This is a genomic window from Deltaproteobacteria bacterium (assembly GCA_016178705.1).
In the GTDB taxonomy this organism is placed as follows: domain Bacteria; phylum Desulfobacterota; class Binatia; order HRBIN30; family JACQVA1; genus JACOST01.
The window spans coordinates 46341-68191 of sequence record JACOST010000021.1; the positions used below are offsets into that span (position 1 = coordinate 46341).

Consider the following 21851-nt stretch of genomic DNA (forward strand, 5'->3'; position numbering starts at 1 on the left):
GGACAAGAGGGATTTGTCCTCATCATGTTCGAAAGACCACCGTCCTACCTAGTGCTGGCGATCGCCCTCCTGGTGTGCTGCCGATCAGCATACGCCGCTGACGACGGAGGTCAGCTCTACGAAGACGCGTGCGCAACGTGTCACGGTCACGACGGCCGCGGCGCGCCGCAGGGTTCGGGCATCGCCGTCCCGTTGCCCGACTTCACTGATTGCAACACGGTGACGCGCGAGGCGGACGCCGACTGGGGCGTGCTGGCGACACACGGCGGTGTGGCGCTCGGCATGTCGCCGCAAATGCCGGCGTTCGGTGACGTATTGAGCCGCGACGAGGTGCAAGCGATCCTCGACTACATCCGTTCGTTCTGCCGCGATCCGGACTGGCCGCGTGGTGAGTTGAACTTTCGCCGGCCGGTGTTCGTCAGTAAGGCGTTTCCGGAAGACGAAGCGGTCGTTGCCCCGACGGTCGCCCAAGGCCGCGGCGAGCGCGCTGCCGCCGCTGAGGTGTCGATCGAGGGGCGCATCGGCGCGCGCGGTCAGATCGAATTGACCGTGCCGATCGAGCTGATCGACCACACGAGCGGGCCGACGGTCGGCGGCCTCGGTGACCTCGCGCTGGCGTACACGCAGGTGGTGTTCGCGTCGTTGCCGGCGCGCTCGATCGTGTCGCTGGCGACGGATCTGATCGTGCCGTCGGGCGATCGAAGCCGCGGACTTGGTGACGGCACGACGACCTTCGCGCCGGCGTTGCTGAGCGGGCACGGATTGCCCGGCGGTTTCGTGCTGCAAACGCAGTTCAGCGCGGTGTTGCCGATCGATGCGAACCGCGCCCCGCGGCGCTTCCTCTATCGCTTCGCCCTGCAGTATCCACTCGGTGCACGCAAGAACGCGTTGGTGCCAGCGCTCGAATTCGAGTCGGCGCAGAAGATCGCCGGCACGTTTCAGGATTACACCGTCCTTGCGCCGACGCTGTACATCCCGCTCAGCCAACGTGGCCATCTCGCAATCGGCATCGGTGCGCAGATTCCGGTGAGCGACCATCGCCCGTTCGACTATCGCGTCGGCGCGTTCCTCCTGTGGGAGTATCTCGACGGCGGGTTGTGGTGGTGAGTGGGGCTGCGGGCAAAGACCGCATCGGCTTTGCACGAGAAGGCCCTCGATACGATCGCTTCGCGATCTACTCGGGCAAACGGTTATTGGGTTCCGGGAGAAGAAAAACCGCTTCCCCGAGTAGCAGTTCCTGAGTAGAAGCCGGAGGCTTCGTATCGAAGGGCTGCGTATCGAGGGGCAGTTTGTGTACAAAGCCGCCCGCCCGTATCAGAGGTCGCCTTGCTGCCGCGCGCGCGAAAGTGGTAGAGCCGAGACAGAAATGGAGGCGTGATGATCAAAACGATCCTCGTCGGCCTCGACGGTTCGGAACACGCGCGCACCGCGATGCGGTACGCGTTCTGGTTGGGGGAGCGATTGGGCGCCCGGGTGATCGGGCTGCACGTGATCGACATCGTCTCCATCGAAGGTTCGTTCTTTCACGACATCTCCGGTTCGCTCGGTTTTGAGCCCTACCTCGACTTCAGCTCCAAGATGCGCGAGGTGCTGCACGAGCGCGGGCAAGCGTTGCTGCAAGACTTTGAGGCGCAGGCGAGCGCGCGCGGTGTCGCGCACGACCAGGCGCTCGCCATGGGCGTGGTCGCCAACGAGATCTGCGAGCGCGCGCGCACGGCCGATCTAGTCGTCATCGGTCATCGCGGCGTCAACGAGAAGTTCTCCACCGGCCTGCTCGGCGGCACGGCGGAAAGCGTGACTCGTAAATCGCCGAAGCCCGTGTTTGTCTGCAACTTGGAATTTCATGAGTGCGCCAACCCGTTGCTTGCGTATGACGGCAGCCAACGCGCGGCCGCTGCGATGCAGTCGGCGGCGGAGTTCTGCACCACGCTATCGTTGCCGCTGACCGTGCTCTCGGTCAACAAGGACGAGCAAGCCGGCCGCAAGGAGCTCGACGAAGCGGAAACCTATCTGCGCTCGTATCAGATCAAGACCCAGTACGAGCTGCAGCAGACCGGCAATGCGCCCGAGCGCATCGCCAACTTCATCAAAGAGCGGAGTCACGGTCTGCTCTTCATCGGCGCCTATGGCCACAGCCGCATCATTGAGATGGTACTCGGCAGTACCACCGAGTACGTGCTGCGCAACGCGGCCTGCCCGGTGTTTCTGAATCGCTAGGTTTCTCGTCTCTGGTTTGTGGTTCGTGGTTTCTGGTTGAGTGAGTGGAAAGGACGCGATGGACATTTCGACTGTGCGCGAGTTGGCGCGCCGCTTTCGCAACTGGGGCAAATGGGGTGCCGAGGACGAGATCGGTACGCTCAACTACGTCACGCCGGAGAAGATCGTCGCGGCGGCCAAGCTGGTGAAGCAGGGGAAGGTGTTCGGTCTGGCGATTCCGTTCGACAGCAACGGCCCGCAGAGCGGCTTCGGCGGCCGCCACAACCCGCTGCACGTCATGCTGCAAGACGGCGGTGACATCGCCAGCGGCGCACAGGATTTCCTTCCCGGCCTGCGCTACTGCGACGACGCGATCACCATGCCGCTGCAGTGCGCGACGCAGTGGGACGCGCTGGCGCACATCTACTTCGACGGCAAGATGTACAACGACCGTGGCCCCGAGCTGGTCAACAGCACCGGCGCGAAGAAGAACTCGATCGACAAGCTCAAGTCGAAGGTTGTCAGCCGCGGCGTGCTGCTCGACATCCCGCGGCTGAAGAACAAGCCGTGGCTCGAACCGGGCGAAGCGATTCTGCCGGCCGATCTCGATGCCGCGGCGAGCCGCGAAAAGGTTGCGATCGGCCGTGGCGATATCGTGCTGATTCGCACCGGGCAGATGGCGCAGGTGAGGGCGGAGAAGAAATGGGGTCAGTACGCCGGCGGTTCGGCGCCGGGGCTGAGTCTCACCTGCGCCGAGTGGCTCGCCACCCACGAGATCGCCGGCTACGCCACCGACACGTGGGGGACAGAGGTGATTCCGAACGAAACCTCCGACGTGTTCCAGCCGTTGCACTGTGTCGCGATCGTAAACATGGGCATCCTCGTCGGCGAGATCTTCGACCTGGAGGAGTTGGCCGCCGACTGCGCGGCGGATGGTGTCTACGAGTTCATGTTCGTTGCGCCGCCGTTGCCAGTCACCGGCGCGGTCGGCTCGCCGGTGAATCCGCATGCGATCAAGTGAAGGCACCGCGCCCCGGTTCTCCTCATCTCTTGCGCCGGGCATCCGGCTCCACGGCTTGCGACAATCACGACTGCCATCAGCGGGAACTCCCGCCGAGGCCGTCGCGTGCGGAACAGCAGCGCATCATTGGCGGGAACGCAGCAGTGGAATCACCGAGGTAGTCGCGCGAGGCCGACTCACAGTGGCGCGCCCCATTTGCCCGGCTCCGGGCGCGGAAGGAGGAGCCTGAGGAGGGAACCATCGCCATGGTTCCCTCCTCAGAGGGGCGCAGGGGCGAAGCCCCGCATCCGATGACCGCGGTCCGAGTGGGCAAGGGCAGGGTCATCCGATGGAGGTGGGCTCGTCGAAGCTCGGAGCGAGGGAAAACCGAGGCGCGGTTTTCCCTCGCGCTCCCTTTCGCTTTCGCTGCGCTCCGCCATGGGCCGCGGCATTGTGAGCCGGCCTCACGCGCGCGGTGCCACCAGCCGCAGCGAAGCTACATGCCAATGCTGCGCTGCCGAGCGCTGAGGGCGGCCTCTGAGGTAGCGACGCGATCGGCGTCGCTCTCGCCGACATCGGAGTTCCGGCTCTCCGTGGAGGGGCGCAGGGGCGAAAGCCCCGCGTCCAAGGGTTGGGTTGGCGCGCCGCACCAATTTGTGTACAGCTCTCGCCGCGGAAGGAACGTGACGATGGACTTCACTCTCTCGGACGACGATCTCGCGCTCCAACAATCAGTGCGCGATTTCGTCGAGGAACAAGCCAACGCGGTCTGGAGGGAGATCGACAAGACCAACGTGCTGCCGCCGGCGCTGCTGGACGGCGCGCGCCAGCTCGGCCTGTTCGGCCTCAGCATCCCCGCCGAGTACGGCGGTCTCGGCTTCAACGTGGTGCAGAAAACGATCGTACACGAGATGCTCGGCCGCGGGCCGTGGGGACTCGCCAGCCACATCAGCGTTCACACCGGCATCGGCTGCGTCGGCATCATTCGCTTCGCCAGCGAGCAGCAGAAGCAACACTACCTTCCGAAGATGGCGACCGGCGAATGGCTCGGATCGTTTGCGCTCACCGAACCCGGCGCCGGTTCCGACGCCGGCAATCTGCAAACCCGCGCCGAGCGCAAGGGCGATAGCTGGATCATCAACGGCCACAAGACCTTCATCACCAACGCGCCGCACGCGCATCACTTCTTTGTCTTTGCGCGCAGCGACAAAGGCATCACCGCATTCATCGTCGACCGCGAGACGCCGGGCGTGCAAATCGGCCAGGTGTTTAACACGCTCGGCCATCAAGGCTCGCGCATCTCCGAAATCGTTTTCGAGGAGGCCCGCATCCCCGCCGACGCCCTCGTCGGCAAGGAAGGCGAAGGCTTTGAGTATGCCAAGCGTTGCCTCTCCGAAGGCCGCACGACCTTGAGCGGGCGTTGTGTCGGCGCCAGTCAGAAGGCAATGGAGCTGGCACTGGAGTACGCGGAGCAACGACAGACCTTCGGCAAGCCGCTGGCCGAGCATCAAACGATCGCGTTTCGTCTCGCGCAAATGAGCGCGCGCACCGAAGCGGCGCGACTCATCGTCTATCGCAGCGCGTGGTTGCTCGATCGCGGTCAACCGGCGATCCGCGAGTCGTCGACGGCCAAACTGTTCGCCGGCGAAGCGCTATGGCAGACCGTCGACGACGCGGTGCAAATCCACGGCGGCAATGGCTACATCCGCGGCGAGTACATGATCGAACGCATCTGGCGCGATGCGCGCGTCGTGCGCGTGTACGACGGATCGAGCGAAGTGCAGCAGATCGTCATCGCCGGCCGCCTGCGCAAAGGCGATGTGGAGACGAGTTGGCAGTAGAGCGTTCGCCGGAGACGACGCGAAGGATCGCCGAGGAATGAGGCGGCAATCGAGGCCTGTGCCCCTACAGGAACCTATGCCGAAACTATTGGGAGCCCTCCACGGCATCCGAATCGTCGAGTGCGCGCAAGACATCGCCGGGCCGTACGCGGCCATGCTGCTGGCGGAGCAGGGTGCCGACGTCATCAAGATCGAGCCGCCCGGCGGCGATCGCGCGCGCGCGCTGCCGGGCTTTCATGTGTGGAACCGCAGCAAGCGCAACGTCGTTGCCGATCTCGCCACCGACGGGGGACGCGCTCGGCTGCACACGCTCTGCGATCACGCCGATGTGCTGATCACGGACTCGCTCTCGCAGTCTGGCGCGCTGAGCTACGATGCCTTGGCCGCGCGCAACCCGGCGCTGATTCAATGCTGGATGCCGCCGTATGGCGGTCGCGGTCCCGATGCGGACGCGTTGGTCAGCGACGACCTGGTCGCGGCCCGCAGCGGATTGCTCGCGAGTCAGTGGGGCTACCGCGAGGGGCCAGTGTTCATCACCCTGCCGGTGGCGAGTTACGGGACGGCGATGCTCGCCGCCGGCGCGGTGTGCGCCGCGCTCAATGCGCGGAACCGCACTGGCCGCGGCCAATCGATCGAAGTGTCGTGGCTCGCGGGCGCGTTCGCGATGCAGACCGGCAGCATCGTTGCGCATCCGGCCCTGCTGCGCGTGATGGGATTGGTGCGCGACCCCCAAGGCGTGATTCCGGTCTATCGTCTCTTCAAAGCGAGCGACGACTGGCTGTTCATCGCTTGCGGCAATCCGACCTTCTTCAACAAGATGTGTCTGGTGTTCGAGCGGCCCGAGTTGGTGTCCGACCCCCGCTTCGATGGCGCGCCGTGGGTGATCGCTCCGGCGTATTGGGCGGAGATCAAGCAACTCATTCAATCGATCGTCGCGACCAAACCGCGCGCCGAATGGCTGCGCCTGCTCGACGAAGCCGACATCCCGTGCGCGCCAGTGCTCACCCGCAGCGACTTCATCGACGACCCACAGGTCGCGCACCTCGGCATGCGCCAAGAGATCGATGATTCGCAGCTCGGCCGCACAATCCAGATGGGCGTGCCGGTGAATCTGCGCGACACCCCGGGCGCGATCCAGTGTGCAGCCCCGCGACTGCTTGATGCAGTGATAAGTGACCAGTGGAAAGTGACGAGACAAACGCCGCCGCCGATCCGCAATACGCCATCAGCCATACGCCCCGAAGCGACCGGCCCGCTCGCCGGCACGCTCGTGCTCGACTTCACCAACTACATCGCCGGCCCGTCCGCCGCGATGGTGCTGGCTCTCGCGGGTGCTGATGTGATCAAGATCGAAGCGCCGAGCGGCGATCCGTTTCGCGCCTTCGGGTTCGGCTTCTTCGGGTGGAATCAAGGTAAGCGCGGCGTCGCGCTCGATTTCAGCAAGCCGGAGTCGCGCGCCACGGTGTATGACTTGGTTCGACGCGCCGACGTGTTGGTGGAGAACCTGCGTCCCGGCGCGACGCAACGGCTCGGCATTGACTACGAAACGATTGCCGCGATCAATCCCCGACTCATCTACGGCAGCATCACCGCGTTCGGCTCGAGCGGCCCACGCGGGCAGGAGGCCGGTTTTGATCCGTTGCTGCAGGCGCGCAGCGGCGTGATGGCTGCGCAGGGCGGACACGGCGGCGATCCGGTCTTCCTCGCCTGCGCGGCGTGCGACTACGCCGTCGGTTTGCTGGCGGCGTTCGGCGTCATGGCCGCGCTGTACACGCGCGAGCGCACGGGACGCGGACAACTCGTCGAGACGTCACTGGCACAGGCGGCGATGGCGGCGCAGTCGGGCGAGTTCGTGTACTACGACGGTCGACCCGACATGGAGCACGGCGGCCGTGATCTGATCGGCCGTCATCCGTTGCGACGGGCGTACCAGTGCGCCGATGGTTGGATCTTCGTCAGCGCCACCGCGACTCATTGGCCGGCGATGCGGGCCGCGGTAGCCGCGGCGTGTCGAACCGATGATCCGACCGGCGAACCGGCGGACGGGGCTACCGGCACGCAGCTCGCCGCGATCCTCGCTGGCCGCGATCGCGACCAAGTGCTCGCACAACTCGCGGCTGTGGGCGTGCCCGCGGCGCCTGTGCTTGGTGTTGCCGACCTGTTCGACGATCAACAGATTCTCGCCAACAATTTGTTGCACACCGGCACCGCCGCGAACTGGGGCGAGTTCCAGCAAACCGGTACGCTGGTGCACTACGCCGCCACGCCTGTGACCATCGCGCGCATCGCACCGCAGCGCGGCGAGCACAACGAGGAGATTCTCCGCAGTGTCCTCGGGTATTCGTCCGAGCACATCGCCCTACTTCGATCGCGGGGCGCGCTGGTCGACTGAGCGCGGTCGACTCATTGCACCAACAGCGCGGCGCCGATCACGCCCGCCGAGTCGCCGAGTTGGTGGCGTACGATCGGCGTGCGCAACTGGTCGTTGAAGACGTAGCGCGCCACGGCGTCACGGCCGCGAGTGTACAGCTCATCGATGTTGGACAACCCACCGCCCAGCACAATCAGATCGGGATCGAGGATGGTGATGACGTTGGCTAGGCTGCGGCCGAAGCGATCGAGGAAATAGTCCAACAGCTCCACGGCCGGCGGATGGCCGGCGTGGGCACGGTCGACGAGGGCGGCCATCGCCAGCGACTCACCGGTGCGCGCCGCGTATTCGCGACTCACTGCCGGGCCCGAGATGTACGCCTCGACGCATCCGCGGTGGCCGCAGTAGCAAGGCGGGCCATTGGGATCGATGCAGTGATGGCCCCACTCGCCGGCGATGTTCTGCACGCCGCGGTGCAACGAGGCGTTGATCACGATGCCGCCGCCGACGCCGGTGCCCATGATGACGCCGAACACCAACCCGGTGCCGCGTCCCGCGCCCGCCACGGCTTCCGCCAGCGCGAAGCAGTTCGCGTCGTTCTCCATGACGATCGGGAGTCCGAGCGTGCGCTCCAGATCGCCGCGCAGATCGCGTCCGTTGAGACACGCGGTGTTCGAATTTTTCATCGTGCCATCGACAGTGGAAATGGCGCCCGGCGTGCCGATGCCGAGGCCCGCGCACATCGGTGCATGCGCCCGCAGCGCGCCGACCAAGTTGATGATGCGCGCCAAGATGTGCTCGTAGCCGTGCTCCGCTTCAGTGGCGACGCGCTGGCGAAACAGCGGCTGATGGTCCGCATCGAGGACGACGCCTTCGATCTTGGTGCCGCCGAGGTCGACGCCGATACGGTGAGGGACGCGCGTCACGCCAACAGTTGCTCCAACGTCTTGCCGTACTCGCGGATGTCGTCGGTGACGATGTTGACGCGGTGGATGTCGGCGCCGGCGGCGGCTTCGGCCGCCAGCCGCTCGCGACACTCGCTGACGTCGCCGACGGTACCGAGTCGGCGGCGCATCGCTTCGGGCACCGCGGCGGCGGCCGCCGCGGAACTGTCCTTCCACGCTTCCTTTACCGTGGCGACTTCATCGACGAAGCCGAAGCGCTCGAGCTGCCGCGCGTAGTACACGCCCATGCGCCCGATGTAGAAGGCGGTGGTACCAGCCTGCGCCATCTCGGCCTTCGGTCGCGCGGCGCCGGTGGCCACGGTCACGCCACCGGGCGCATGAACCTCGAACGCACCCGGGTCGCGCCCGGCTTCGGTCACTTGCGCGCGCAGTGCCGTGATCTCGCTGCTCAGCTTGTCGATCGGGATCATCACCGGCAGCCAGCCGTCGGCGAGCCGCGCGGTGACCGTCAACGCCTTCGGATTCAGCGTGGCCAAGTGGACCGGAATGAGCGGGCGTACCGGCGCGAAGCGCAGCGTGAAGCCGCGTTCGAGGTGAAACAACTTACCACGGTACTTGAGCGGCTCGTGCCGGATCAGCATCTTGAAGATCTCCACCACTTCGCGCAGCCGCGTCAGCGACGGCTCGAACTTCACGCCGTGAAAGTGCTCGATGACGTTGATCCCGCTGGTGCCGAACCCGGCAATCATGCGGCCGCCGGACAGTTCATCGAGCGTGGCGAAGTGTTGCGCCAGCGCCGCCGGGGTGCGCGAGTAGACGTTGACGATGCCGGTGCCGAGGCGAATGCGTTTGGTGCGCTCGGCAACCTGGGTTAGCAGCGTGAAGCAGTCACGCCCCCAGGCCTCTGCTATCCACACCGAATCAACGCCGACTTCATCGGCGATCTTGACCCGTTCCAACGCCCGTTCGCGATCGAAGGTGCCTTGCCAGTCAAACGAGATTGCCAATTTGCGCGCCATGTCGATCCTCCTGCCCGCCGTCGTGGGGCGACGCACTCATACGACAGGTGCCGGCGGCTGGCTAGATGCGCCCTTCGTCCTGATGCTATAAGCGGCCCCATCAAAGGAGGGACATATGGCTAAGAAACCCAAGAAGGCGCCGCGAGCGAAGGCCAAGGCGGGCAAGCGCCCCGCGGCAAAGAAGGTCGCAGCGCGCCGAGTGATCCGTAAGAAGGTGGCAAAGCCGGCAGCGCGCAAGCCGGCAGCCAAGGCGGCGGCAGCGCCGAAGCCCGCCGCCCCGAATCCGCTTCGCGGCCTGGCGCAGCGGATCGTCGAGCTTACCCTCAGCCAGAACGACGAGGCATCGTTTGCGCTCTACTCGGACTCTATCGAGTCGGTGGAGCCGGGGCAGCCACCTGCCGTTGGCATCGAGGCGATCCGGCAGAAGTTCGCGATGTGGCGAGGCATGATCAGCGACTCGTCGTGGCGCGCGCGCAGCGTGTGGGTTGACGGGAGCACCATCATCATCGAGTGGGCCGGTCGCGTCACCTTTGCCGCGACTGGCAAACAGGCCGAACTCAACGAGGTGGCCATCCACGAGATCGCCAACGGCAAGATCGTGCGCGAACGGTTCTACTACGATCGCGGCGCGTTGCAGCCCTGAGGGGAGGCGGCTTGTGGCAGACGAAGATGTGCAGAAGGAACTCGAGCGCTTACGGGCTGAAAACGAAGCGCTCAAAGCCACGCGCCGCCCCGGTACGCTGAGCTTTCGGGTCTCTGACAAGGGCGCGGTGTCGGTCTACGGACTCGGCCGCTTTCCGGTGACGCTCTATCAGGAGCAGTGGGATCGTTTGTTGGCGGCCGCGGATGAATTGCGCGTGTTCATCGACGCCAACCGTTCGCAGCTCAAGAAGAAGGAATAGGGAGCGCCCCGCGGCGCTCCCTGCCCATTCACTACACCAGTTTCTTCCACCACGGCGCGCCGGACTGATCGTACTTCGCGGTGCCGGCCTTCTTCTTGGCCGGCGCCTTCGAAGCGCGCGCCGTCGTTGGCTTCTTCTTGCTGACTTTCTTCGTGACCTTCTTTGCCATACGGACTCAACTCCTTTGTGCGACAGTCGCGTGCATGTAGAAGCACGATCGGCAGACGGCCGCAAGCAAGTCACTCCACAGCGTTGGGTGCGACCGACTGACGCTGCCGCTACCGCGCGCGGCACCATCAGCGTCGTCTACTTCATTCTACGCCTCCTGTGTCTTTGTGACTGGATCAAACGTTCATCACGGTGTACACATTCATCAGGACAGTGATTGCTCCACCTTTCGACAAGAGGGGCATGATGACTGGAAGAAGTGAAGCCAGCGGACCGCAGGCTGCCGGGCTTATCCTGCTCGTTGAAGATGATCCGAGCGACGCCGAAATTACGATTCGGGCGCTCCGGCGCGCGCGGCTGCTCAACCCCGTCCGAGTCGTTCCCGACGCGGAGAGCGCGCTGATGTTGTTGCAGCGCCAAGAGTACGAAGGGCGGATCGAAGATCGCCGCGTCGATCTGCTGTTGCTCGATCTCGGCCTGCCGCGCATGAGCGGGCGCGAGCTGCTCGATACGATCTGGGACGATCGCCATCTGCAACACATCCCGGCGATTGTCCTGACCAGTTCGGATTCAGTGACCGACCGGTTGCGGAGCTACAAGCATGGGGCGCTCGGGTTCCTGAACAAGCCAATCGACGTCGCCGAACTCTTTCGGGTGTTGAGCGATCGCAGTGATGCGGGGCTGGTGTTCGTTCGTACTGAGCGAAAAGGGTAAGCCGCTGCGTCAACCCCGCGGGCACGGCTGCAAGGCCGACGCCTTCCGGTAGGCAGACCGCGATGAAGCCAACGTTGAACCTGTTGTGCGTGGATGACGATTCCGCCGACGCGGATCTCGAGCTGAGCGCCTTGCGCCACGAGTTTACCGTCGTGGCGACGCGCGTGGATACCGCCGTGGCCCTCGGTGCAGCGTTGCAATCGGGCCAGCACGAGATCGTGCTGTGCGACTATTCCATGCCGCACTTCTCCGGCCCCGAAGCGCTCGCGTTGTGGCAGGCCGCAGGTGCGCCGATCCCGTTCGTGTTCGTCAGCGGCAAATTGAGCGAAGAAGTCGCGGTCGAGTGCATCAAGGCGGGTGCGACCGACTATGTGCTGAAGGACAACCTGACGCGGCTGCCCACCGCGGTCGGACGCGCCTTGCGCGAGTTTGCGGGCGCCCGCGAGTTGCGCCGCGTGCAAGCGGAACGGGCGCGCATTGCGGCGGCGGTCGCGCAGATGGACGAAGGGCTCCTGATCACCGAGTCCGACGGCCGCATCGTCTACGTCAACCCGGCATTCACCCGTATCACCGGCTACGATCTCGCCGCGGTCATTGGTCAGACCCCACGGCTGATGCGCCCCGGAACCACTCCGCAATCTCTGTACAGCGACATGTGGCGGCGCATCACCGCTGGCGAGGTGTGGTCCGGTCAACTCGTCAATCGGCGGCGCGACGGGAGTTGCTACGACGCTGAAGTCACGATAGCCCCTGTGTTCGATAGCGAGGGGCGACTGATCAACTTCTGCTCGATCCAGCGTGATGTCAGCGCGCGCGTCGCTGCCGAGCGGCACCTGCGTGAATTGAATGCTCAGCTGGCGGAAACCGATCGGTTGAAGGACGAATTTCTTGCCGCCTTCTCGCACGAGCTGCGGATGCCGCTGCACGTCATCCTCGGCTACGCCGATCTCTTACAAGGCAGCGTTGGCGCGGTATTGAGTCCGGACGTGAGTGGCAAACTCGACGTGATCGCCCGCAGCGCCGGTCGCCTCTCGAAGTTGATCAACGAAACGCTCGACTTGGCGCGCCTGCGCATCAAAGCCATTCGGCCGCAGTTCGAACCGTTCGACCTTGCCATCCTGGTGCGCGAGGTGGCCGAAGCGTTCGCGCCGCTCGCCGCCAGCAAGGGGGTGACGTTGCACTGCGAGGTCGCGGCGGCACCGATGCTGATCACCACTGATCCCATCCGCGTCCGCCAAGTGATCGGTAACCTCGTCGACAACGCGGTGAAGTTCACCGATCACGGCGAGGTGCGCGTGGGCTCGGCGGTCGACGCCGGCCAGGCGATCGTCGAAGTGCGCGACACCGGCATCGGCGTAGCCGCCGCCGACATCCCGCACATGTTCGAGGACTTTCGCCAGCTCAGCGCGGGCTCGACGCGCCGCTACGGCGGCTGTGGCCTCGGACTCGCGCTGACCAAGCGCTGGCTCGTGCTGCTCGGCGGCAGCGTCGAGGTCGAAAGTGAACTCGGCCGCGGCAGTTGCTTCCGCGTCACGTTGCCGCGCACGCCACCCGCTGCGAACGATTGACCTTCGTCCGGCACTTGATCCAGGCGGCGGCGCACGCCACTATCCGCGCCGCGGAAGGGAGCAAGCGGATGAGTCTGCGCGGCGTTGCGTTTCTGTTTCCCGGGCAGGGATCTCAAGCGGTGGGGATGGGTCGCGATCTGTACGACGAGTTTCCCGCTGTCCGTGAGTTGTTCGCTGAAGCGGATGCCGCACTCGGCTTCGCGCTGTCGCGCATTGTGCACGATGGACCCGAGGACGAGCTGCGCCGGACGGCCAACACGCAGCCAGCCATCGTCTTGGTGAGCGTCGCCGCGTACCGCGTTCTCAATCTGGAGCCCGCCGTGGTCGCGGGTCACAGCCTCGGTGAGTACTCCGCGCTGGTGGCGGCCGGCGGGCTCGACTTCCGCGATGCGATCGCGTTGGTGCACAAGCGCGGCCGCTACATGCAAGAGGCGGTACCCGAAGGGCAGGGCGCGATGTTCGCGCTGCTGGGCGCGGAACGCGACGCGGTCGAGCGCGCGATTGCGTCGGTTGGCGAGGGCGCGGTCGATATCGCCAATCTCAATGCACCGGGGCAAATCGTCATCGCCGGCGAGCGTGACGCGACGCGGGCGGCCGCCGCCGCGGTGGGCGGCAGAGCGGTGGAGCTGCCCGTCAGCGCACCGTTTCACTGCCGGCTGATGCAACCAGCCGAGGACCGTTTGCGCGCCGACCTCGCGGCGATCACGTTCCATGATCTGCGCGTGCCGCTGTTCAACAACGTCGACGCGAAGATGATTCGCACCGCGACCGAGGCGTGCGATGGCGTGGCGCGCCAAGTCAGTCGCCCGGTGCGATGGCACGAGCTGATGACGCGCATGGTGGCGGATGCGGGCATTCACACGGTAGTCGAGGTCGGCCCCGGCAGCGTACTCACCGGCCTCGCCCGCCGCATCGACAGGAATCTGAAACGCTACAACGTCGAAGACCGCGCGTCGCTCGATGCGACGCGGACGGCGTTGGCGGGCGCGGCGTGACGAGGGTCGTTCACGCACTTTGCACGTACCTTGCGCGCACCTTGATACCGGGTCGCAAAGTTGCATAGATAAACCCCACACAGCGCCCGAAGGTTGGGTGCTCCGAATCCACTGCGCAAGAAGGGATCATCATGACCGATCGCACGCGAGAGATTTTGAGCTGGTACGGCAGCGACACGCCGGGCACCCGCACCAACATTGCCCGCCTTCTGAATCATGGCCGACTCGGTGGCACCGGCAAGCTCGTCATTCTACCGGTGGATCAGGGTTTCGAGCACGGGCCGGCACGCAGCTTCGCGCCTAATCCGGCCGGATACGATCCGCGCTACCACTTCGAGTTGGCGCTGGCGGCGGGGTGCAATGCATACGCAGCACCGCTCGGCTTCCTCGAAGCCGGCGCGGCGGAGTTCGCCGGGGACATTCCGCTGATCCTCAAGCTCAACAACTCCGACTCGCTGACCGGCGGCGCGGATCCGTGTCCGGCGATCACCGGCAGCGTCGACGATGCGCTGCGGCTTGGCTGCGTGGCGATCGGCTTCACCATCTATCCGGCCTCGGCGGCGCGCAACGAGATGTTCGGCCAGATCCGGGCGCTGGCGGAAGAAGCCAAACGCAAGGGCCTCGCAGTCGTCGTCTGGTCGTACCCGCGCGGCTCGGGCGTCTCGAAGGAAGGGGAGACCGCCATTGATGTGGTCGCCTACGCCGCGCAGATTGCCGCGCAGCTCGGCGCGCATGTGATCAAGGTGAAGCCGCCGACGGCGCACATCGAGCAGTCGGCCGCCAAGAAAGTGTACGAGAAGGAACGCATTCCCGTCGCTACGCTCGCCGAACGCATCCGCCACGTCGTGCAGAGCGCCTTCGGTGGCCGCCGCATCGTGATCTTTTCCGGTGGCGAAGCGAAGGAGACTTCCGCGATCTACGACGAAGTGCGCGCCATCCGCGATGGCGGTGGCTTCGGATCGATCATTGGCCGCAACTCCTTCCAGCGGCCGAAGGACGAAGCCGTGAAGTTCCTCCACGCGGTGATGGACATCTACGCCGGGAAAACCAAGTAGTGCGCGCGGAGGCGACGACCATGCCGATCGAACAGTTACTCTCTCGTGAATTTCTCCGAGTCGTCGAAGAGGCGGCGGTGGCCGCCGCGCGGACGATGGGCCAGGGCGACCGCAAGTACGCCGATCACGTCGCTGTCGAAGCCATGCGCAAGGCGATGGATGGCCTGCGGATGCGCGGCGAGGTGGTGATCGGCGAAGGTGAACGCGACGAAGCGCCGATGCTGTACATCGGCGAGAAGGTCGGGCGGGCGCGTCCGGAAGATCCGGAAGTCGCCATCGCTGTGGATCCCCTCGAAGGGACCAATCTGTGCGCCACCGGTTCACCGGGTGCGATCGCTGTGCTCGCGGCATCCAACAAGGGTGGTCTGCTCAACGCGCCCGATTGCTACATGGAGAAGATCATCGTCGGGCCAGCGGCGAAAGGCGCGGTGCATCTCGATGCTAGCGTGACGGAGAATCTCAAGGCGATCGCCTCGCGCCTACGCCGAGCGGTCACCGATCTCGTCGTCATCGTGCTCGAGCGCGAGCGCCACACTAAGTTGATCGAAGACATCCGCATCGCCGGCGCGCGCATTCGGCTCATCTCGGATGGCGATCTTTCCGCCGGCATTGCGGCCGCGGTGCGCGGTACCAACGTGCACGCGGTAATGGGCACCGGCGGTGCGCCGGAAGGTGTATTGACGGCGGCGGCGCTGCGCTGCCTCAACGGCGGTATGGAGGGGCGGCTGGTCCCGTTCAAGCCGGGTGACGAAGAGCGCAAGAAGTTCGAAGAGCGCTTGGCGAAGATGGGAATCAAGGACCCGAACCGGATCTACGACGAGCGCGACCTGGCGCCGGGTCCAGAGATCATCTTCGCGGCCAGCGGTGTGACCGATGGCAGCATGCTCAAGGGCGTGCGTTTCTTCGGCCACGGCCACCGCACGCACTCGCTGGTGATCTCACTGCGTGATCACATCGTGCGCTTCGTCGACACGGTGCATCTCAACGACACGCCCGATGCGGTGGTGGAGTTTTGAGGAGGAATTCAGAATTCAGGAGTCAGAAGTCAGACTGCGGAATTCGGAATCCGGATTCTGACTCCTGAATCCTGACCTCTGAATTCTATCGATCGCCTCCTTCAAACGCGGCACGGATTTCGGCGCGGAATTCCGGACGGCACAACACGTCGAGCGCGGTCATCGCCAGCGCCTTGGCGCCATCGACCACGGCCTGATCGCCGCTGGGCGAGGCGGCACACTCGGCGAACTCGGTCGAGTGCAGGGGCACGGTCGCCGGTGCGGACGCGATCATCGGGTGAATCGAGGGCACTAGTTTGCTGAGGTTGCCCATGTCGGTGCTACCGGACACGGCGGCCGGGACATTGCGCATGTCGAGCATCGTGCGGCCGAGCCGTTGCAGGTTGGCGGTGTACGCGTCGGCCAGCGGCTGATTGCTGTCCATGTCGGAGTACTGCTCACCTTCCCAGTGATACTCGAGCCGGGCGCCGGTGGCTTCGGCGCCAGCGCGGAAGCAGCCGAGGACGCGCGTCTTGAGTTTCTCCAGGCGGCCCTCGGTGGCGGCGCGAATGTAGAACAGCCCGGCGGCGTGGTCGGGGACGATGTTCGGCGCTTGACCGCCATCGGTGATGATGCCGTGAATGCGTTCGGTCTCGCGGATGTGTTGGCGAAGCTGAGCGATGGTGTTGTAGGCGGTGATCAGCGCGTCGAGCGCGTTGATGCCGCGATGTGGAAATGCGGCGGCGTGCGCTGCTTTGCCGTGGTAGGTGACCACGATGGTCGCCACCGCGAGCACATGCATCGCGGGCAGGTCGGCACCGGCGGGATGGACCATCATTGCGGCATCGATGTCGGCGAAGGCGCCGCGGCGAGCCATCACGATCTTGCCGCCCCCGCCTTCTTCGGCCGGTGTGCCGAAGATCACGACGCTGCCACCGGTCCGTTCAACCACGCGCCCGAGCGCGGCGCCCGCGCCCGCGCCGGCGGTGGCGATGATGTTGTGCCCGCAGCCGTGGCCGATACCGGGGAGCGCGTCGTACTCGCACAACACGCCGACGCGCGGCGCCCCGCTGCCGATGCGCGCGATGAATGCCGTCGGCAACTCGCACGCACCGCGCTCAACCTGATAGCCGACATGCTCGAGGTAGTCGGCCAGCCAGGTACTGGCCTGATGTTCCGCGAAGCACAGCTCGGGATGGGCGTGAATGCGACGGCTCAGCTCGATCAAGCGGTCACGCTCGCCGTCGACTGCGGCGCAGACCTGGTCTTTGAGTTGGATCAACGGATCGGTCACGGGCTCCTCACTCTGCCGGCTCGGATTCGGGCGCTGCGGCTGGCTCGGATTCGAGCGCGGCGGCCGGCTCGGCCGGCGGCGACTCGTGGTACATGCCTTCGAGATCGAGAATGCCCTCAGCGAGTGCGCGGACGTCGTCATCTTGGTCATTGAGCGCCTTCTGGGCGGCGGCGACGGCATGCTCGCCGCCCAAGTCCGCGAGGACGCCGAGGGCTTCGAAACGAATCTCCGGGTTCTCGTCACCGAGTGCGCTGGCGATAGCATCGATCGGTTCGTTGCCGCCGAAGTCGCCCAACGCCTCGATCGCGGTCATGCGGACGTCGGGATCTTTATCGCTGAGTGCGCGCGTGAGCACAGGCAACGCCTCCGGATTTTCGGATGCGCTGAGCAGGACAACTGCGGTGAGGCGCTTCTCCGACTCTGGATCGTTGAGCGCCATGTCCTTCAGACCCTCAAAGTCTGGCTCGTCTTCCAGCAACGAGGGGATGCCCGGGACATCTTCGTCTGGCGCGGCGAAAAATCCCGGTTTGGCGTTGAGCGCCCCTTGCGGCAAGGTGCGCGTGCCCGCGGTGCCCGCCATGCTACCGCGGCCGCCGATCCCACCACCGCTGCCGGCGCCGGCTCCGCGCGTGCCCCATTCGTCCCGCAGCCGCGCCAGGCGGTCCTGTACGCGCTGGCTGCGATCAACGTGCCGGATTGGTCGTACCGGATCCTCGGGTGCGCGGCGCAGACCGATCCACAGCACCAATGCCAGGATCACCACGGCCACCCCCGCCCCGATCTTCAAGCCCAGGGGCCACGACTTCATGATCAGATCTCCACTTCGTTGAGCGCTGCGGTCCGCACTCGCGCTGGCGCGCAGCGCCGATCGCGTTCGCTCTCATAACATCGGCGCAACTTGTCCAGCACGGACGCCTCGACGCCGAGCGCCCCTTGCAGCACGGTGCGGTCGCCCAACGCGATCGCATCGTCAGCACGGCCGGTGCGCCATAGCGCGTCCGCCTCGTCGAGCAGCGCGGTGCGCTCGCCATCATCGAGGTGGGGGGGGTAGGCGACCAAGAGATTCTCCACTTCAGCGGGCTCGAGCTTCAGTACGCCGTTGCCCATGTGTCGCCCGAGCAACTCGCACCCGAGTAGGGCAGCCGTATTGAGAAAGGACGCGGCCACCGCCGCGGTATTCACTCCGGCGCGCGGTCGGACACTGTGCAAGGCGTTCACGTGGGTCACGCTGGCGTCATTGAGTAGCATGCGCGGCAGACGCCCACAAAGGTAGGTCAGCAACGCCGCCGGCGCCGGGGTCCGCGGCAAGACGTACCACACCGGCCGGCGCCGGCAGGTGGCACGTGCCGGCAAGCCTTGGCGCTCGCCGTCGTCGAGATAGGCGCGGGTGGCGCGGTTGAGCTTGGCTGCGGGCGGGATGGTGAGCAGGAAGCTGGGCTTGCCGGCGTTGCGCCATGCTTCCCAATCGGCGGCGTGGACAATCAAGCCGGGATTGGCATTGGCGGTGGGCAAGAGCGGCCGCAGGAATGTCGGATCGATGCCAGCCGCGCGCGCGGCAGTCAGTTGGAAGAAGTGATTCGCTCCGCTGACGATACCCGAATCGATGTGCACGAGATCACCCAAGCGCCGCAGCACTCCGTCACGCTGCAGCTCGCGCAACAGCGCCCGTCCCGGTGTTGGCAGCGACGCGCCCGACCAACGCAACGAGGTCGGCTCAGCCACGCGCGCGTCGCTGTCGGTGGTCGCCAGCGCGGCGGTGAGCTCAGCCGCATCGTTGACGCGCCGCGTGCGGACGCCCGCGTCGCCGGCGGCGTCGCCGAGCAGGGCAGCGACTTCGCCGAAGCCCGGGAGCGGACGTGTGAAGGTCGCCACCGTCAGCGCCGGAAACAGTTGCGCGACATAGCTGCGCACGTCGGCCGCGTAGTGCGCGTGCACCATGGCCGCGGGTACAATCAGCGCCAGTCGGCCGCCGGGTCGCACGAACGACGCCGCGTGGATCACCAGGGCCGCCCACGGTGGGGCAGTGTCGGGCAGTGCAATGCCAGCCTCGGCGGCAACGCGCCGTGCATGTGCGCGGGCGGTAGCGGCAGTCGCGTGCCGGCGGCGCGCAGGCTCAGTGTGTTCAATCGCGCCGAGCACGACCGTGACCGCTGGTGGACCCGAACGATGAAATGGCAACCGCGCCGGCGATTCGACGCGCAGAAAGGCGAGGCGCTGGATCTGTCGCGCCGCGCTGCCGGTCACTTCACGCAGCCGGCGAGTCGCGCGCGCACAGGCTTCGGTATCCGCATCGTAGCCGTGGATCTGATTCAGCGCGGCAGGAGGCGTGCGGCCGAGTTCGATCAACCGCGCCGCGGCGGCGGCGACAAACGCGCCGTCGCCGCAACTGGGATCGAGCACGACGTCATCGGCTGTGCGAATCGCCCACTGCGTGATCGCGGTCACCAACTGCGCAGGGACCACCGGCACGCCAGCGGCCGGTGTTGCGGCCGTCGTCGCGGTGCCAAAATGCTCGCGCAGCAGGAGCGCGCTCTCGGCCGGATGCGTTTGCAGGATCGTTTGCAGATCGGGCGGCAATCGTCCGGCCAGCAGCAGCAACTCATCTTCGCACGACGGATCGAGAGACGCGGCGAGCCGACGAATGAGCGCGTCGTCGGCGGTGATGAGGCCGCGTTCGATGCGGCTGAGTTGGCTCGCCGTGATGCCGGCGGCGGCCGCCACGTCGGCGACCCGCAGGCCGCGGCTCTGGCGCAGGGCACGCACGCGCTCTCCGAGGAGGTGCGTCATGGGGTCATGGGTATCAGGCGGTCGGGGCGATCTCGGGTGCGCGGCGTTCCAACCGTTCGAGCTTGGCGTAGAGCGATTCGACTTCATCTTTGAGCTTGGCAAACTCGCTGAACACGGTCTGCGGATTGGGATGGCGCTGGTAGAACTCGGGATCGTTGATGGTCGCGGTGAGACTGCCGAGCCGCTCTTCCTTCTCGGCGATGAGGCGCTCGATGTCAGCGGCATCGCGCGCACGCTTTTCGATCTCGCGCGCGGCCCGCTTGGCCGCGGCGCGCTCGCCCGCGTCCGCCTGGCGTTCGCCATTGGTTGCCCGCGGCGGTGCCGGTCGCGAGACGATCGCCGGTTGATACGGCGCGGCCGCTTCGAGGGCCTTCTTGGCGAGGTACGCTTCGTAGTTGCCGAGGTAGCGCACGGCGGTGCCGTGGCCGACTTCGAGGACTTCGTCTGGCAGGTGATCGAGGAAGTAGCGATCGTGCGCGACGAAGACGATGGTCCCGGTATAGTCGAGCAGCGCTTGCAGCAACACCTCCTTGGCCGCGAGGTCGAGATGATTGGTCGGCTCGTCGAGCAGCAGGCAATTCATCGGGTGCAACAGCAGAGTCGCCAGCGCCAGGCGGCTGCGCTCGCCGCCGCTGAGGACGCGCGTGCGCTTGTACACGCTGTCGCCGCTGAACAGAAAGGCGCCAAGCAGCGTGCGCACCTGCGGCACCAAGGCGACCGGCGCGGCTTCGGTGACCACATCGAGTACGGTCTTGTCGGGATCGAGGTTGGCGCCGCGATCCTGTGCGAAATAGCTCAGCGTGACGTTGTGCCCGACGCGGCGCTCACCGGCATCGAGCGCGTCGACGCCCGCCCACATCCGCATCAACGTCGACTTGCCGGCGCCGTTGGGACCGACCAGGGCGATCTTGCGGCCGCGCTCGATGGCCACATCCACATGGTCGTACACCGTCAGGTCGCCGTAACGTTTCGACGCCCCGGTCAGCTCCAAGACAATGCGGCCGCTGCGGGCGGGTTGCGGAAAGCGGAAGTGAACGGTGCGCACGCCGCCGTCGGGCGGTTCAAGCCGATCGATCTTGTCGAGCTGCTTGATGCGGCTCTGCACCAGCGCGGCCTTAGAGGCCTGGTAGCGGAAGCGACTGATGAACGCCTCGACGCGCGCGATTTCTTCCTGCTGCAGCCGATAGGCCTCTTCCTGTTGCTGTCGCCGCTCCTCCTTCTCGACCAGGTAGTGGCTGTAGTCGCAATCGAAGTCGCTGAGCCGGCCGCGCGACAGCTCGGTGATGCGAGTCACCGTCTGATCGAGGAAATAGCGATCGTGCGCAACCATGACGACGGTGTGCGGATAGCTGCGCAGGAACGCCTCCAACCAATCGCGCGCTTCGATGTCGAGATGGTTGGTCGGCTCGTCGAGCAGGAGCAGCGAGGGTTCGCGCAGCAGCAGGGTGGCGAGCGCGATGCGCATTTGCCAACCGCCAGAGAACTCGCCGCAGTCGCGTGCGAAGTCGCTGGTCTGAAAGCCGAGGCCGGCGAGCACCGACTCGGCGCGACTCTCGAGATCGTAGCTGCCGTGCGTGTCCCACGCCTCGCGCGCCTCGGCGTAGGCCGTCATCAGCGCGTCGTGTTCGGGATCATCGGCGGCGGAATGGGCGAGGGCTTCTTCGAGGCGCTGGCACTCGGCGGCGATGACACGGATGTGATCGAACGCGGTCATCGCCTCCGCCAGCACCGTGCGTCCCTGCAGCCCCATGACCTCTTGCGGCAGGTAGCCGATGGTGGCGCCTTTCGGCACGCTCAGCGATCCGCCGTCCGCTTCGACTTCGCCGGCGATGATGCGCAGGAAGGTCGACTTCCCCGAGCCGTTGGCGCCGACCAGCGCGACCCGCCCGCCCAGCGGCACGAACCAGTTCACATGATCGAGAACGACCTGACCCCCGAAGGCCTTCTGTAAGTCGGCGACCGTTAGCACAGCCGGTTTTTGTAGCCGGGCGAGCGTGCCGCCGCAAGCCGCCCGCTTGCAACTTTCTGCCGCCTCTTCTAT

19 protein-coding genes are annotated in these 21851 nt (G+C 65.9%); 12 read left to right on the top strand and 7 right to left on the bottom strand.

The genetic code is table 11. From position 1 onward, the window contains the following. The first annotated feature begins 24 nt into the window (after window positions 1–24). The 5 genes from HYR72_14975 to HYR72_14995 all read left to right on the top strand — a co-directional run bounded on the left by HYR72_14975 (window position 25) and on the right by HYR72_14995 (window position 7429). Window positions 25–1107: a cytochrome c gene (locus HYR72_14975; protein MBI1816279.1), complete on the top strand. Its 1083-nt coding sequence runs from the start codon at window positions 25–27 to the stop codon at window positions 1105–1107. 270 nt (window positions 1108–1377) lie between these two features. Further along, entirely contained in the window at window positions 1378–2217 is an 840-nt protein-coding gene (locus tag HYR72_14980; protein ID MBI1816280.1) for a universal stress protein, read from the top strand. A 58-nt stretch (window positions 2218–2275) separates the two neighbouring features. Then, entirely contained in the window at window positions 2276–3217 is a 942-nt protein-coding gene (locus HYR72_14985) for a cyclase family protein (protein ID MBI1816281.1), read from the top strand. A gap of 668 nt (window positions 3218–3885) precedes the next feature. Continuing rightward, window positions 3886–5037, top strand: a complete 1152-nt coding sequence (locus tag HYR72_14990) for an acyl-CoA dehydrogenase family protein (GenBank protein MBI1816282.1) — start codon at window positions 3886–3888, stop codon at window positions 5035–5037. A 76-nt stretch (window positions 5038–5113) separates the two neighbouring features. Next, the gene (locus HYR72_14995) at window positions 5114–7429 is read left to right on the top strand and encodes a CoA transferase (protein ID MBI1816283.1); all 2316 of its coding nucleotides are present in this window, start codon (window positions 5114–5116) and stop codon (window positions 7427–7429) included. A gap of 11 nt (window positions 7430–7440) precedes the next feature. Here the strand turns inward: HYR72_14995 and HYR72_15000 are convergent, their stop codons facing one another. Both HYR72_15000 and HYR72_15005 read right to left on the bottom strand, forming a co-directional pair. After that, window positions 7441–8334 carry an ROK family protein gene (locus HYR72_15000; GenBank protein MBI1816284.1) on the bottom strand — a complete coding sequence of 298 codons (894 nt, stop codon included), beginning with the start codon at window positions 8332–8334 and terminating at the stop codon, window positions 7441–7443. After that, window positions 8331–9332 carry an LLM class flavin-dependent oxidoreductase gene (locus HYR72_15005; GenBank protein ID MBI1816285.1) on the bottom strand — a complete coding sequence of 334 codons (1002 nt, stop codon included), beginning with the start codon at window positions 9330–9332 and terminating at the stop codon, window positions 8331–8333. Before HYR72_15005 ends, HYR72_15000 begins: the two co-directional genes overlap by 4 nt. A gap of 115 nt (window positions 9333–9447) precedes the next feature. Between HYR72_15005 and HYR72_15010 the strand changes: the two genes are divergently transcribed. Then, complete coding sequence (locus HYR72_15010; GenBank protein MBI1816286.1) at window positions 9448–9975, top strand: nuclear transport factor 2 family protein; 528 nt, start codon at window positions 9448–9450, stop codon at window positions 9973–9975. Between the two features lie 13 nt (window positions 9976–9988). After that, window positions 9989–10234 (top strand): hypothetical protein, encoded by a 246-nt coding sequence (locus HYR72_15015; GenBank protein ID MBI1816287.1) that lies wholly within the window; start codon window positions 9989–9991, stop codon window positions 10232–10234. A gap of 31 nt (window positions 10235–10265) precedes the next feature. On the opposite strand, the gene HYR72_15020 is transcribed toward HYR72_15015, so the two are convergent. Further along, window positions 10266–10403, bottom strand: a complete 138-nt coding sequence (locus HYR72_15020) for a hypothetical protein (GenBank protein ID MBI1816288.1) — start codon at window positions 10401–10403, stop codon at window positions 10266–10268. A gap of 242 nt (window positions 10404–10645) precedes the next feature. Here HYR72_15020 and HYR72_15025 point away from each other — a divergent pair, with 242 nt between their 5' ends. The 5 genes from HYR72_15025 to glpX all read left to right on the top strand — a co-directional run bounded on the left by HYR72_15025 (window position 10646) and on the right by glpX (window position 15750). Further along, window positions 10646–11116, top strand: coding sequence for a response regulator (locus HYR72_15025; GenBank protein MBI1816289.1), 471 nt, complete (start codon window positions 10646–10648; stop codon window positions 11114–11116). Window positions 11117–11178: 62 nt separating this feature from the next. Further along, on the top strand, window positions 11179–12684 hold the full coding sequence (locus HYR72_15030) for a PAS domain S-box protein (protein MBI1816290.1): 1506 nt from the start codon (window positions 11179–11181) through the stop codon (window positions 12682–12684). Between the two features lie 68 nt (window positions 12685–12752). Next, the gene (gene fabD, locus HYR72_15035; GenBank protein MBI1816291.1) at window positions 12753–13679 is read left to right on the top strand and encodes an ACP S-malonyltransferase; all 927 of its coding nucleotides are present in this window, start codon (window positions 12753–12755) and stop codon (window positions 13677–13679) included. A 131-nt stretch (window positions 13680–13810) separates the two neighbouring features. Next, entirely contained in the window at window positions 13811–14734 is a 924-nt protein-coding gene (locus tag HYR72_15040; protein MBI1816292.1) for a class I fructose-bisphosphate aldolase, read from the top strand. 20 nt (window positions 14735–14754) lie between these two features. Continuing rightward, window positions 14755–15750 (top strand): class II fructose-bisphosphatase, encoded by a 996-nt coding sequence (gene glpX, locus HYR72_15045; protein ID MBI1816293.1) that lies wholly within the window; start codon window positions 14755–14757, stop codon window positions 15748–15750. Window positions 15751–15835: 85 nt separating this feature from the next. Here the strand turns inward: glpX and HYR72_15050 are convergent, their stop codons facing one another. The 4 genes from HYR72_15050 to HYR72_15065 are packed head-to-tail and all read right to left on the bottom strand — an operon-like array spanning window position 15836 to window position 21851. After that, complete coding sequence (locus tag HYR72_15050) at window positions 15836–17023, bottom strand: M20 family metallopeptidase (protein MBI1816294.1); 1188 nt, start codon at window positions 17021–17023, stop codon at window positions 15836–15838. A 7-nt stretch (window positions 17024–17030) separates the two neighbouring features. Beyond that, window positions 17031–17831 (bottom strand): HEAT repeat domain-containing protein, encoded by an 801-nt coding sequence (locus tag HYR72_15055; GenBank protein MBI1816295.1) that lies wholly within the window; start codon window positions 17829–17831, stop codon window positions 17031–17033. A gap of 2 nt (window positions 17832–17833) precedes the next feature. Further along, window positions 17834–19810: a helix-turn-helix transcriptional regulator gene (locus tag HYR72_15060; protein ID MBI1816296.1), complete on the bottom strand. Its 1977-nt coding sequence runs from the start codon at window positions 19808–19810 to the stop codon at window positions 17834–17836. 13 nt (window positions 19811–19823) lie between these two features. Then, window positions 19824–21851, bottom strand: coding sequence for an ABC-F family ATP-binding cassette domain-containing protein (locus HYR72_15065; GenBank protein MBI1816297.1), 2028 nt, complete (start codon window positions 21849–21851; stop codon window positions 19824–19826).